The organism is Micromonospora sp. NBC_01796 (genome assembly GCF_035917455.1).
Classification (GTDB): Bacteria; Actinomycetota; Actinomycetes; order Mycobacteriales; family Micromonosporaceae; genus Micromonospora_G.
In genome coordinates this window covers 1,885,730-1,899,283 of sequence record NZ_CP109078.1, presented here as the reverse complement: position 1 = coordinate 1,899,283, position 13,554 = coordinate 1,885,730, and the positions used below count along the sequence as shown (strand labels likewise).

General features: G+C 70.0%; 11 protein-coding genes. 6 read left to right on the top strand and 5 right to left on the bottom strand.

The window, feature by feature from the left end; all coding sequences use genetic code 11:
- Window position 1: 1 nt before the first annotated feature.
- Window positions 2–1,036: an ABC transporter ATP-binding protein gene (locus OIE47_RS08710; RefSeq protein ID WP_326560995.1), complete on the top strand. Its 1,035-nt coding sequence runs from the start codon at window positions 2–4 to the stop codon at window positions 1,034–1,036.
- Window positions 1,029–2,039, top strand: a complete 1,011-nt coding sequence (locus tag OIE47_RS08705) for an ABC transporter ATP-binding protein (RefSeq protein ID WP_326560994.1) — start codon at window positions 1,029–1,031, stop codon at window positions 2,037–2,039. The genes OIE47_RS08710 and OIE47_RS08705 overlap by 8 nt, the downstream gene beginning before the upstream one ends.
- A gap of 171 nt (window positions 2,040–2,210) precedes the next feature.
- Here OIE47_RS08705 and OIE47_RS08700 read toward each other — a convergent pair whose 3' ends face one another.
- Together OIE47_RS08700 and OIE47_RS08695 are read right to left on the bottom strand one after the other, a co-directional pair.
- On the bottom strand, window positions 2,211–2,525 hold the full coding sequence (locus OIE47_RS08700) for a chorismate mutase (RefSeq protein ID WP_442792065.1): 315 nt from the start codon (window positions 2,523–2,525) through the stop codon (window positions 2,211–2,213).
- A gap of 269 nt (window positions 2,526–2,794) precedes the next feature.
- Window positions 2,795–4,630 carry a bifunctional metallophosphatase/5'-nucleotidase gene (locus OIE47_RS08695; RefSeq protein ID WP_326560993.1) on the bottom strand — a complete coding sequence of 612 codons (1,836 nt, stop codon included), beginning with the start codon at window positions 4,628–4,630 and terminating at the stop codon, window positions 2,795–2,797.
- Window positions 4,631–4,791: 161 nt separating this feature from the next.
- Between OIE47_RS08695 and pcrA the strand changes: the two genes are divergently transcribed.
- Window positions 4,792–7,224: a DNA helicase PcrA gene (gene pcrA / locus OIE47_RS08690; RefSeq protein ID WP_326560992.1), complete on the top strand. Its 2,433-nt coding sequence runs from the start codon at window positions 4,792–4,794 to the stop codon at window positions 7,222–7,224.
- A 127-nt stretch (window positions 7,225–7,351) separates the two neighbouring features.
- On the opposite strand, the gene OIE47_RS08685 is transcribed toward pcrA, so the two are convergent.
- Both OIE47_RS08685 and OIE47_RS08680 read right to left on the bottom strand, forming a co-directional pair.
- Window positions 7,352–8,149: a M23 family metallopeptidase gene (locus tag OIE47_RS08685; RefSeq protein WP_326563029.1), complete on the bottom strand. Its 798-nt coding sequence runs from the start codon at window positions 8,147–8,149 to the stop codon at window positions 7,352–7,354.
- A 340-nt stretch (window positions 8,150–8,489) separates the two neighbouring features.
- Window positions 8,490–9,212, bottom strand: a complete 723-nt coding sequence (locus tag OIE47_RS08680; protein WP_326560991.1) for a M23 family metallopeptidase — start codon at window positions 9,210–9,212, stop codon at window positions 8,490–8,492.
- Window positions 9,213–9,663: 451 nt separating this feature from the next.
- Between OIE47_RS08680 and OIE47_RS08675 the strand changes: the two genes are divergently transcribed.
- The 3 genes from OIE47_RS08675 to sucD all read left to right on the top strand — a co-directional run bounded on the left by OIE47_RS08675 (window position 9,664) and on the right by sucD (window position 12,683).
- Complete coding sequence (locus tag OIE47_RS08675; protein WP_326560990.1) at window positions 9,664–10,068, top strand: cobalamin B12-binding domain-containing protein; 405 nt, start codon at window positions 9,664–9,666, stop codon at window positions 10,066–10,068.
- A 546-nt stretch (window positions 10,069–10,614) separates the two neighbouring features.
- Window positions 10,615–11,793, top strand: coding sequence for an ADP-forming succinate--CoA ligase subunit beta (sucC, locus tag OIE47_RS08670; protein WP_326560989.1), 1,179 nt, complete (start codon window positions 10,615–10,617; stop codon window positions 11,791–11,793).
- 2 nt (window positions 11,794–11,795) lie between these two features.
- Window positions 11,796–12,683, top strand: a complete 888-nt coding sequence (gene sucD, locus OIE47_RS08665; RefSeq protein ID WP_326560988.1) for a succinate--CoA ligase subunit alpha — start codon at window positions 11,796–11,798, stop codon at window positions 12,681–12,683.
- 260 nt (window positions 12,684–12,943) lie between these two features.
- Here sucD and OIE47_RS08660 read toward each other — a convergent pair whose 3' ends face one another.
- Entirely contained in the window at window positions 12,944–13,207 is a 264-nt protein-coding gene (locus OIE47_RS08660; protein WP_326560987.1) for a DUF4190 domain-containing protein, read from the bottom strand.
- Window positions 13,208–13,554 lie beyond the last annotated feature (347 nt).

Sequence of the window (13,554 nt, the reverse complement as noted above, 5' to 3'; positions counted from 1 at the left end):
GGTGACCGATATCAAGGCACAGATCGATGTCCTGCCCGGCCTGGACAAGACCGCCCCGCTGCTCCGGGTCGACGATCTGCACGTGGAGTTCCGTACGGCCAACGGAGTGGCGCGTGCGGTGAACGGCGCCAACTTCACCCTGCAGGCGGGGGAGACCCTGGCCATCCTCGGTGAGTCCGGCTGCGGCAAGTCGGTGACCGCTCAGGCGATCATGGGCATCCTGGACACCCCGCCCGGGTACGTGACCAAGGGCGAGGTCCGCTACCGGGGGCTCGACCTGCTGAAGCTGCCGGAGGAGCAGCGGCGGAAGGTACGCGCGAACCGGATCGCGATGATCTTTCAGGATGCGCTCTCCGCGCTGAACCCGGTCTTCTCGGTGGGCTTCCAGCTCGACGAGTTGTCCCGGGTGCACCGGGGGATGTCCAAGAAGGACGCTCGCCAGCGGTCGGTCGAACTGCTCGACCTGGTGAAGATCCCGGCCGCGAAGCAGCGGGTGAACGACTACCCGCACCAGTTCTCCGGCGGTATGCGCCAGCGCGTGATGATCGCGATGGCACTCGCACTCGACCCCGAGGTGTTGATCGCGGACGAGCCGACCACCGCCCTGGACGTCACGGTCCAGGCCCAGATCATGACCCTGTTGGCCGAACTCCGGCGGGAACGCAACATGGGCCTGATCCTGATCACCCACGACATGGGGGTGGTCGCCGACGTCGCCGATCGGATCTCGATCATGTACGCCGGCAAGGTGGTCGAGGAGGCGGGCGTGTTCGACGTCTACGCCCGCCCGGCGCACCCGTACACGAAGGCTCTGCTCGAATCGATCCCGCGGCTGGACCTCCGGGGCCAGCAGCTCAACGTGATCAAGGGCCTGCCGCCGAACCTGATGAACATCCCGCCGGGCTGCGCCTTCAACCCGAGGTGCGGGTACGCCCAGGACGTCTGCCGGGCCGATCCGCCGCCGCCCGCGTACCAGGTGGCCGGGGACCGGACTTCGCGTTGCCACTTCTGGAAGGACGTGTTGGGCGATGAGTGAGGTCGTGCTGCGTACCCAGCAGCTGGTCAAGCACTTCCCGATCACCCGGGGCATCGTGTTCCAGAGCCAGGTCGGCGCGGTTCGCGCGGTGGACGGGGTCGACCTGGAACTGCGCCGTGGGGAGACCCTCGGCGTCGTCGGCGAGTCCGGCTGCGGCAAGTCGACCCTGGCGAGACTGCTGGTCGGGCTCGAGAAACCCACCTCGGGCACGATCGACGTCCGGGGTGAGGAGATGACCCGGCTCAAGGGGCCGGCGATGCGGAAGGCCCGACGCAACATCCAGATGGTGTTGCAGGATCCGTACACGTCGCTGAACCCTCGGATGACGGTCGGCGACATCATCGGCGAGCCGTTCGACATCCACACCGATGTCCTGCCGCGGGGTGACCGACAGGAGCGGGTGCGCCAGCTCATCGATCTGGTCGGGCTCAACCCGGACCACATCAACCGGTACCCGCACCAGTTCTCCGGTGGGCAGCGGCAGCGGATCGGGATCGCCCGGGCGCTGGCGCTCAACCCGGAGATCATCATCTGTGACGAGCCGGTGTCGGCGCTGGACGTGTCGATCCAGGCTCAGGTGATCAACCTGCTGGAGAAGCTCCAGGACGAGTTGGGCCTGTCGTACGTGTTCATCGCGCACGACCTGTCCGTGGTCCGGCACATCGCCGACCGGGTCGCCGTGATGTACCTCGGGAAGATCGTCGAGATCGGCAACAACGAGGAGATCTACGAGCGGCCGACCCACCCGTACACCCAGGCACTGCTCTCCGCGGTGCCGGTGCCGGATCCGACGCTGCGCGGTCACCGGGACCAGATCGTGCTGGAGGGCGACGTGCCGTCGCCGGCCAACCCGCCGTCCGGCTGCCGGTTCCGTACCCGGTGCTGGAAGGCCCAGGAGATCTGCGCCCAGGAGGATCCACCGCTGGTGCAACGGGAGCATTCCGGCCACCCGAGCGCTTGCCACTTCGCCGAGGAGCGGGACGTGGTGCACGCGGTCGAGTAGGCCGGCTCAGACGCCGGCGGCCGGGCCCCACCCGGCTCGAGTCACCGGTGAAGGTAGTGCCTCCTCAGTGTCCGGGGCGTCGGTCGTCATCCATGCGACCGGCGCCCCGGGCCTCGTCCGGCCCATGACGTACGACGGTGGCCCGTGCCCTGCGGATGCGCGGGCGAGAGTTCAGAGCGGCCCGCGGCCGGCGCGGAGCACCAGGAGTGCGAGCTGGGTGCCGTCCGCACCCAGGGCGGTACGGAACTTGTCCAGGATCTCCCGCTCGCGGGAGAGGACCAGGCGGGTGCCACCGGAGGCGACCCGGGTCGCCCCGACCTGTTGGGACAGGCTCGCCCGTTCCTGCCAGAGGGCGATCAGGGCGCTGTCGATCTCGTTGATCCGGTCGCGCATGGCGAGGATCCGCGCCGCGGCCTCCGGCGAGTCGGTGCCGGTCTGCGCGTTCGCGGGCGAGTTGGCGGGCTGCTCAAGCATGTGTGCGGTCATTTCCGGGCTCCCGAGAGGGTTGGCCCCTGGCAATTCCAGACCCCGAAGCGAAACGCCCCGGGCTCCAGGAGCCCGGGGCGTTCGTAGGTTTTAGATCAGGCGCTACCTACGGCTGCCGGACTCCCGGAGCCATAGTAAAAGTAGAAGTGCGCCTGCTGGATCACGAACCGAGTATGCCCACCGAACGGCCCCCCGCGCAAGCATCTCGGTGAACAAGGGCCCCTTCCCACTTTTTTCGCACCGGTCGGGGGCCCTCGCTCACCTGGTGTTCAGCCGAGGCGGGTGATGCGGTTGGCCGGGCCGGGGGCCACGGGAGCGCCCGTGCCGAGGTAGCCGACCAGGGCGTCGACGTCGAAACCGGGCGCCGTGGTCCGGTCGGTGCCGCCGGTGAGCAGGGTGAAGCCGTCACCGCCGTTGGCCAGGAAGTCGTTCGTGGTGACCCGGTAGCTGGCCGCCGGATCCACCGGCACGCCGCCGAGGGCCAGGCCGGTGACCCGGCCGCCGGCCGGCAGGGTGGTGTCATAGCTGTACGTGAGCCCCGCCGAGACCTGGAGCACCCGCTGCGAGGTCTGCCCGCTGAAGCCGACGAACTGCTGTTCCAGCACGTCCTTGAGCTGTGCCCCGGTGAAGGTCTGGGTGACCACCAGGTTGTTGAACGGCTGGACGGTGAACGCCTCGCCGTACGTGATCTCGCCGGGCGCCTCGCCCCCGGCCGAGGTGCCGTACGTCAGCGGGGCGCGGATGCCGCCCGGGTTCATCAGCGCGAGCTGGGCCCCGTTGGCGGCGGTCCAGGCGAGCTGGGCGTCGGCGATCACGTCACCGAGCGGGCTCTCCTGGTTGGGCAGGTTGTCCCGGACGATGTCTGCGGTGATCCGTCCGACCACCCGGTCCGCGATCGGGGCGACCGCCGCCCGGTACTTGTCGGCGAGTTCCTTCGCCCGGGGCTCCACCAGGGCCGGGTTGCGGACGAAGTTGCCGGGGGTGGTCTGCTGCCAGGTGCCGTCGGCGTTGCGTACGCCGTTCTCGACGATGACGTTGCGCGCGGTGATCTCGGTGAACCGGCCGGTCCGCCGGTCCAGCGAGTAGTCGATGTCGCTGATCAGTTGGCCGTTGGTGCCGGCGCTGGTGACGACGCTGTTCGCACCGGAGGAGTTCGGCAGCGAGCAGGAGTAGGCGCGGTGGGTGTGCCCGCTGACGACCAGCCCGAACTCGGGACGCAGCCCGGCCACGATCGACTTGAGCGGGCCGGAGAAGTTGGTGCAGTCGGAGGGCCCGCCGGACTGGGAGCCGCCCTCGTGCAGGAGCAGGACCTGTGCCTTGACCCCGGCGAGCTTGAGCAGGGTGCCCCACAGGTTGGCGGTCTCGATCTCGTCGGTGAACCGGACCGAGCTGATCCCGGCCGGGTTGACGATGCCCGGGGTGCCCTCCAGGGTCAGCCCGACGAACCCGACCGGTACGCCGTCGACCAGGCGGATGTCCACCGGCGGCAGGATCGGCAGCCCGGTACGCCGGCTCACCGTGTTCGCGGCCAGGTAGGTGAACCGGGCACCGGCGAAGCCGTCGCCGTCCTGGCAGCCGTCGACCGGGTGGCAGCCGCCCCGGTTGATCCGGATCAGTTCCTCGACGCCCTCGTCGAACTCGTGGTTGCCGACCGAGCTGATGTCCAGCCCGATCAGGTCCATCAGCTCGATCGTCGGCTCGTCGTGGAAGGCGGCGCTGACCAGCGGGGTGGCGCCGATCAGGTCACCGGCGCCGACGGTGGTGCTCTTGCGACCCTCGGCGGATGCCTCGGCGCGGAGCTTCTTCAGCCAGGTCGCCAGGTATTCGACACCGCCGGCCGGGGTGCCGTTGACCGCGGCGCCGCTGCCGGTCGGCGGGTCGATGGCGCCGTGGAAGTCGTTGTAGCTGAGGAAGTTGCCCTTGGCCGGGCGACCGGTCGGTGTGCCGTACGAGACCGAGACCGGCTTCAGGGCGGTCCACTCGTCGGTCGTCGGGGTCGGGTGCGCGGCGGGGGCGAAGGGCAGGGTGGTGACGACGGCGAGGGCGAGGGCGGGCACCATCAGGTGCCGCACCAGCGCCCAGCCGCGCGGACGTGGTCGACTCATCAGAATTCTTCCCATCGAGTGCGGTAACGCTGTCCGGGGTCGGTACCCGGTCATCGTTCTCGATCGGGCCGGAACCCACCAGTCCAGCCGGGTGACGAGTTGGTTGCCGGACGGCAGGGCAGGAGGGTGTTGTCGGACCGGCGGCCTAGACTTGCGCTGCGATGCATGCCCTCTTCGAAACCCCGCCGATCCAGTCCTCGACGCCGCGTCCGCCGTCCGGCCCGGCTCTCGATCCACAGGCCCTGCTCACCGGGCTGAACGGCCCGCAGCGCGACGCCGTGACGCACGCCGGCTCACCGCTGCTGATCGTGGCCGGCGCCGGATCGGGCAAGACCCGGGTGCTGACCCACCGGATCGCCTATCTGCTCGCGGCCAGGCAGGTGCATCCCGGTGAGATCATCGCGATCACCTTCACCAACAAGGCCGCCGGTGAGATGAAGGAACGGGTGGCCGCCCTGGTCGGTCCCCGGGCCCGGATGATGTGGGTCTCCACGTTCCACTCCGCCTGCGTACGGATCCTGCGGGCCGAGCACCAGCACGCCGGGATGAAGTCGACCTTCTCCATCTACGACGCCGACGACTCGCGCCGGTTGATGCAGATGGTGGCCCGGGAGCTGGACCTGGACCCGAAGCGCTATCCGGCGCGCGGCCTGGCGGCCCAGGTGTCCAACCTGAAGAACGAGCTGGTCGACCCGGAGGAGTTCGCGGGTCGGGCGAAGGGTCCCAACGAGCGCGCCCTGGCCGAGGCGTACACCCGCTACCAGCAGCGCCTCAAGGAGGCGCACGCGCTCGACTTCGACGACCTGATCATGACCACCGTGCACCTGTTGCAGTCCCATCCGCACGTGGCGGAGAGCTACCGGCGCCGGTTCCGGCACGTGCTGGTCGACGAGTACCAGGACACCAACCACGCGCAGTACACCCTGATCAAGGAGCTGGTCGGCAGCGAGCCGATCGGCGACGACGGGCTGCCGCCGGGCGAGCTCTGCGTGGTCGGCGACGCGGACCAGTCGATCTACGCCTTCCGGGGCGCGACGATCCGGAACATCCTGGAGTTCGAGCGGGACTTCACCGACGCCCGGACCATCCTGCTGGAGCAGAACTACCGCTCCACCCAGACCATCCTGAACGCGGCCAACGCGGTGATCGACCGGAACACCTCGCGCAAGCCGAAGCGGCTGTGGAGCGAGGCCGGTGCCGGTGAGCAGATCGTCGGTTACGTCGCCGACACCGAGCACGCCGAGGCCGACTGGGTGGCCCGGGAGATCGACCGGCTCACCGACGAGGGGCTGACCCGGCCGGGCGAGGTGGCGGTCTTCTACCGCACCAATGCCCAGTCGCGGGTGTTCGAGGAGGTGTTCATCCGGGTCGGGCTGCCGTACAAGGTGGTCGGCGGGGTGCGCTTCTACGAGCGCAAGGAGGTACGCGACGCGTTGGCGTACCTGCGTGCGGTGGTCAACGACGACGACACGGTGAGCCTGCGCCGGGTGCTCAACACCCCTCGCCGGGGGATCGGTGACCGGGCCGAGGCGTGCGTCGAGGCGCTCGCCACCCGGGACCGGATCTCCTTCGGGGCCGCGCTGCGCCGGGCCGGCAACGCACCGGGGATCTCCACCCGGGCCGCGAACTCGATCGCCGACTTCGTCGCCCTGCTCGACGCCGCCCGCGAGCTGGCCGAGACGGCCTCGCCGGAGGAGGTCCTGGAGTCGTTGCTGACCCGCTCCGGCTACCTGAGCGAGTTGGAGGAGAGCCTCGACCCGCAGGACGCCGGGCGGGTGGAGAACCTCCAGGAGCTGGTGAGCGTCGCGCGGGAGTACACCGAGCGGGTCGAGGCGCAGTCCGAGGACGGGACCGGGGCCACCCTCGCCGGTTTCCTGGAGCAGGTCGCCCTGGTCGCCGACGCCGACCAGATCCCCGACCAGGCGGGTCCGGCGGCCGACGGCGAGGAGCCCGAGGTGCACCAGGGTGTGGTCACCCTGATGACCCTGCACACGGCCAAGGGGCTGGAGTTCCCGGTCGTCTTCCTCACCGGGTTGGAGGACGGCGTCTTCCCGCATCTGCGTGCCCTCGGCGACACCCGCGAGCTGGAGGAGGAGCGCCGGCTGGCGTACGTCGGCATCACCCGTGCCCGGCAACGGCTCTACCTGTCCCGCGCGGTCACCCGCTCGGCGTGGGGGCAGCCGTCGTACAACCCGGCGTCGCGTTTCATGGCCGAGCTGCCGACCGATCTGGTGCGCTGGGAGCGCACCGAGGGGTCGTACACCTCGTGGTCCGGCACCGGCGGCGGCGTGGGTGGGCGGTCCGGCGGCGCGGGGGCCGGCTCGGCCGGTCGCGGCGGCGGCTTCACCGGGGGTACGCCGAAGGCGGCGCAGCTCGCCAGCCGGCTAGGTGTCGACGCCAGTCGACTCACCACCGCCAGTGAACTCCCGCAGACCCCGAAGGTCGCGGCCGGGGACCGGGTCAACCACCAGCGGTACGGCCTCGGCCGGGTGCTCGCGGTGGAGGGACACGGGCCCGGGGCGCGGGCTCAGATCGACTTCGGCGACCAGACGATGTGGCTGGTGCTGCGGCACGCCCCGGTCGAGAAGCTCTGACGTGTCGCTCCGGCGCTGACCGGGGCGCTACAGCGGTGACGGAAATGCCGTCGGGCCCGTATCCGGGAGGACCGGATGCGGGCCCGACGGCATTTCCGTCACCACGGGTGAGTCTCGGTTCGGGCGATCAGCACCCGAGGTCGACGCCGTGCGAGCGCATGAACACCGCCGGGTCGATCTGGTTCCAGAGCCCGCCCTGGTGCACCTCGAAGTGCAGGTGGGGGCCGGTGGCGTCGCCGGTGGCGCCCTCGTACCCGATGACCTGACCGGGGGTGACCCTGTCGCCGACCTTGACCGCGGTCCGGTTCTGGTGGGCGTAGTGGGTCAGGATCCCGTTGCCGTGGTCGATGACCACCGAGATGCCGTACCCGTCGTAGGCCGCGCCGGCGGTGATCACGGTGCCGGCGGCGACCGCGTGGATCGGGGTGTTCTCCGGGTCGGCCAGGTCGATCCCGGCGTGCAGTACGCCGCCGCGCATCCCGTAGCAGGAGCTGACCGGCGCGCCGGGCATCGGGCTCACCCAGGCCGCGGTGCTGGCCTTCGTCGGCTTCGCCGTGGTCCGGGCGGGTGTCGGCTTGGGCTTGGCGGTGGCCTTCTTCTTGACCGTTGGTGCCGCGCTGGTCGGTGCGACCGGGCTGGACGGGACGGCGGTCGGCGTCGGGGACGGCGATCCGGTCGGAGCCAGTGCGCTGGTGGGGACGGCACTCGGTGATTCGAGGATCGGATCCCGCTGGGACCGGTCGGCCCGGTTGGCGGCGTTGGCGCGGGCGGCGGCGTCCTCGGCCACCAGGGCGGTGTTGTCCGACTGGTCGCCGTCACCGCCGACGGTGACCGCGGCGACGCCGAACCCGATGAGTACGGCCAGCCCGGTCGCGACGTACGCGCTGCGGCTGACCCGGCTCCGGACGGCCCGGTGTCGGGCCACCCCGGTGCCCGGCTGGCGGTCGTCTCCGCCCTCTTCGCGGTCGCGGTCGTCGAGCGGCTGGGTTTCGGGCACGGGTGGAACCTCCGGGGGTACTGGAACTGACCCGGAAATGGTGGTCGGTTGTGCCTCTGACCTGCGGCATCGGGTCGAGTGCGGGCGGTTCGGGGCGGCCGTACGGCGCTGGATTTTGTCGGAATTGCGGCTGGGATACCGGATATCGGCCGAAGATCAACGTGTCCCCGGTCACACCGACTCCTGTGGCGTAGGGAACTTTGCCGATCGGGCACACGAAAAACCGCCCGGACACGTGTCCGGGCGGTGATCGATGTATTACGTCGGGCTACGAAGCGCCCACGCCGCCGTAGATTGCCTCGACCTCGGTCTGCAGGTCCACTCCCTTGTCCCGCAGGTACGGGATCGGGTCGCGCGGAACCCCGTCGACGTGCACCTCGAGGTGCAGGTGGGAGCCGTACGAGTGGCCGGTCATGCCGACCAGGCCGAGTTCGTCGCCGGCCTTGACCTCCTGGCCCACCTTCACCGAGAGCTTGGAGGACTGGCCGTAGACCGCCTCGGTGCCGTCCGGGTGCTGCACGATTACGCAGAGGCCGTACCCGCCGTACCAGCCGGCGCGGGTGACCGTGCCGCCGTGGATCGCGCGGTACGGGGTGCCCTCGGCGGCGGCCAGGTCGACACCGGTGTGCAGGTCGCCCCAGCGCATGCCGTAGGGGGAGGTGAAGTTGTAGCCGTGCAGCGGCAGCAGCCAGACGTCCGGCGCCTCCGCCATCGTGCTGGCGATGCCCGAGCGGTCTTCTTCACGTGACGCCCGCTCCGCGGTGTCCGCACGCGAGGCGAGGTCGTCACTGGTGGCCGCGGCGTTCTCGAGATCGGCCAGGGTGGTGGGGCTGACCGCCTTGGCGTCGGGCATTGCTGCCGCGCCCAGGGCGACGATCCCGGCACCGACGAAGGCGGTGGTGACAACTGCGGCATAGCGACTGCGCGGGGGGGTGGGTACGCGGCGTCGCCCGCGATAGCGATCGGGCTCAGACGACAGGCGCTGGCGCACGCACACCCTCCGTTGTCGGGTATTTGAACCGGTCGTGCCCGTGTGGATGAAGCGAGAACCACACCGGCGGACCGTGTTGTCACCCGATCGTGGACCTGATGACAACCGTCGTCACGGTAACCGCCGCCTAGTCGGCCCACAAGTCACCCCACGGCTTTGTCGTCGTCCGGTGCGCCTGTCCGTCAGGAAACGCCCAATTTCGTAACCATTAGTGGGTCTTATCGTTAGTAACTGTCAGTCATCGTGAGTGGTACGGCGGGTCAGTCGAATCGGTCCGTGGCGACACGCAGTGACGGCCCGGCGGCACTGCCCACCCGGTCGCCCGGGTGGCGCCGGGACGCTCGGCGGGGACGGCTCGCCGGTCCGGCGTACCGCCCAGATTCCATGTCGTACGGACCTCGGGTTACCGTTCGTTAAGGTGGTTGCCGAGGTGCCCTCGAAAGGTGTGCTGATGAGCTCTCGAACGCGGGTCGTCGTCGCCAAGCCCGGCTTGGACGGGCACGACCGTGGCGTGAAGGTGGTCGCCCGCGCGTTGCGGGACGCCGGCATGGAGGTCATCTACACCGGCCTGCACCAGACCCCGGAGCAGATCGTCGAGACCGCCATCCAGGAGGACGCGGACGCGGTCGGCCTGTCGGTCCTCTCGGGCGCGCACATGACCCTGTTCCGCCGGGTGGTCGAACTGCTGGCCGAGCGGGATGCCCAGGACATGGTCGTCTTCGGCGGCGGGATCATCCCGGAGGCCGACATCCCCGAACTGGAGCGGATCGGGGTTGCCAAGATCTTCACTCCCGGCGCGACCACCCAGGCGATCGTGGAGTGGGTACGGGAGAACGTGGCCCAGCCGGTTGCCTGAGCGGTGGCCGGTGCTGCGATAGCGCTGCGTGACCGTGGGCGGCTGCCGGTGTGATGCTGGGCACGGAACCGTCGGTCGGGGTCGATGAACTGACGCAACTGCCTTCGATGCGGGCAGGCGACGGCACCCCCGTCAGGCGTACTGACGGGGGGAGAGGCCGGACGCACCCCTCACACGTCCGGCCTCTCTATGCGCGATGCCCCGCCGCCACCCCTCGACCGACAGGGCATCGGCCGCTTACCCGTCATCGCGCGGCTCAGCGCTCCGACATCTGACTCAACGACGGCTTCCCGTGGGGGTTACGCGGTTGTCGCGAGATCGCGCAGAAAGCTTTCCGTCGGGTCCCGGCGACGCGGGGCGGCGCGGTATCCGGGTGTGGGCGAGTTGTGCAGTACCGCACACCGCGCACCCGCTCGGTTGCCCCCGGTGCCCATCTCGCTAGGCTGCGGCCGGAGGCCTGTTTCTTTTGGTACGGCAGGCGTCAACTCATTTCACGCTGGCGGCGGCGCGACGGCGCGCCGCGGAGACTGGACGGGACGCGCAATCGTGGACCTGTACGAATACCAGGGGCGCGAGCTGTTCGAGCGGCACGGTTTGCCCGTGCTCGCCGGCGGCGTCGCCACCACCCCGGAGGAGGCCCGCGCGATCGCCGATCGCCTCGGTGGCCGAGTGGTCGTCAAGGCCCAGGTGAAGGTCGGCGGCCGGGGCAAGGCCGGCGGGGTCAAGCTCGCCGACAACCCCGAGGATGCGGTGGCCCGTGCCACCGACATCCTGGGCATGGACATCAAGGGTCACACGGTCCACAAGGTCATGATCACCGTGACCGCGGAGATCGCCGAGGAGTACTACCTCTCCTACCTGCTCGACCGGGCGAACCGCACCTTCCTCTGCATCGCCAGCGTGGCCGGCGGTATGGACATCGAGCAGGTCGCCGTCGAGACCCCGGAGCAGGTTGCCAAGATCGCGATCGACGCCAACGTCGGCGTCGACCTGGCCAAGGCGAACGAGATCGTCGCCGCGGCCCAGTTCCCGGCCGTGGTGGCCGACCAGATCGCCGAGATCGCGGTCGGCCTGTGGCGGGCGTTCGTCGCCGAGGACGCCACCCTGGTCGAGGTCAACCCGTTGGCCCGTACGGCAAAGGGCGACGTCCTGCTGCTCGACGCCAAGATCACCCTGGACGAGAACGCCGGGTTCCGGCACCCGGACCACGAGGCACTGGTCGACCAGGCCGCGGTGGATCCGCTGGAGCAGCGGGCCAAGGAGAAGGACCTCAACTACGTCAAGCTCGACGGTGCCGTGGGCATCATCGGCAACGGCGCCGGCCTGGTCATGTCCACGCTCGACGTGGTCGCGTACGCCGGGGAGCGGCACGGCGGCGTCAAGCCGGCCAACTTCCTCGACATCGGCGGCGGCGCGAGTGCCGCGGTGATGGCGAACGGCCTGGAGATCGTGCTCTCCGACCCGGCGGTCAAGAGCGTGTTCGTCAACGTCTTCGGCGGCATCACCGCCTGCGACGAGGTCGCCAACGGTATCGTCCAGGCGCTGGCCCTGCTCGCCGAGCGCGGCGAGCAGGTCGACAAGCCGCTGGTCGTACGGCTCGACGGCAACAACGCCGAGGCGGGTCGGGCAATCCTCGACGCCGCGGCGAACCCGCTGGTGCAGCGGGTCGACACGATGGATGGAGCGGCCGAGCGGGCCGCCGAGCTCGCGGCTGCGGGGGTCTGATCATGGCAATCTGGCTGACCAAGGACTCGAAGGTCATCGTCCAGGGGATGACCGGCTCCGAGGGTTCCAAGCACACCCGACGGATGCTCGCCGCCGGCACCAACGTGGTCGGCGGGGTGAACCCGCGCAAGGCCGGTCAGACCGTCGACTTCGACGGCACCGAGCTGCCCGTCTTCGCCAGCGTCGCGGACGCGATCGCCGGCACCGGCGCCAACGCCACGGTCATCTTCGTACCGCCGCAGTTCACCAAGGGCGCGGTGGTCGAGGCGATCGACGCGGGCATCGAACTCGCCGTGGTGATCACCGAGGGCGTACCGGTGCACGACACCGCGGCGTTCTGGGCGTACAACGTCAGCAAGGGCGAGCAGACCCGGATCATCGGGCCGAACTGCCCGGGCATCGCCTCGCCGGGCGCCTCCAACGCCGGCATCATCCCGGCCGACATCACCGGCCCCGGCCGGATCGGCCTGGTCAGCAAGAGCGGCACGCTGACCTACCAGATGATGTACGAGCTGCGGGACATCGGCTTCTCCACCTGCGTCGGCATCGGCGGTGACCCGATCATCGGCACCACCCACATCGACGCCCTGGCGGCGTTCCAGGCCGACCCGGACACCGACGCGATCGTGATGATCGGGGAGATCGGCGGCGACGCCGAGGAGCGGGCCGCCGAGTTCATCAAGGCCAACGTGACCAAGCCGGTGGTCGGCTACATCGCCGGCTTCACCGCACCGGTCGGCAAGACGATGGGGCACGCCGGGGCGATCATCTCCGGTTCGGCCGGCACCGCCGACGCCAAGAAGGCGGCGCTGGAGGCGGTCGGGGTCAAGGTCGGCAAGACTCCGACCGAGACCGCCCAGCTCATGCGGGAGATCATGTCCGGTAGCTGAGCTGCCGATGCCGGCACCACCGGCACAGATCGCGAGAGGGGCTGGCCGCCAAGCGGCCAGCCCCTCTCACGTACACGGGCCCAGCCAAGCGCCCCCAACCCCAACCCCCACCCACGCCCCGCCCCACCCCACCCCACCCCACCGATTCCCGCGACGATCTTGCAGTTGTGGCGCCTGGAATCACGGCACTCATCCGGATTTGTTCACCACCACAAGTGCAAGATCGTCGTGGGCTACCAGCCAGAGGCGGGGTGGCTCGTCTAGCGCCAGCCGGGGTAGTTTCCGGTGCCGCGCAGGATTCCCGTACCGAGGATGTTGAGCACGCTCAGGACGATCGCGACCCAGCCGAGTACGGGCGAACTGCCGTACCGACGCGCGTCCCGGATGGACAGGTAACCGAAGATCACACCGAGTACGCCGCAGCAGATCAGCCCGATGACGATCCCGAGTACGCCCCACAGGGTGGTCCGGTTCCGTCCGGAGGGCACCGGCCGCGGGGGCGGATACGGATACTGACCCGCCATGCTCACCTCCACCGTGGGCGACGCGGGGATTCCGACCGGATCGCCGACGCAGGGCCGACGCTAACCCCGTATTCGGGGGATTACCTCGAAATCGGGGAATCCGTGTCGCCGCACCGGTGGTGTCGCCCCCCAGCCCGCACGCCGGCGTGCCAGAGTAGGTCACGATGCCACCCGTCACCCCCGAACAGCCCGGGCGTCCGGTTCGGCCCGAGCCGGCGGACCCCACCCCGACCACCGGCCACCCGCCACCGGTCGCGGCGGTCCCGGCTGCCCGCCGGGGCGAACCAGACCGGGACCGGGCACCCGCAGGTCCTGAGCCGGACCCCGACCGGGTGCTGGCAAGCCGC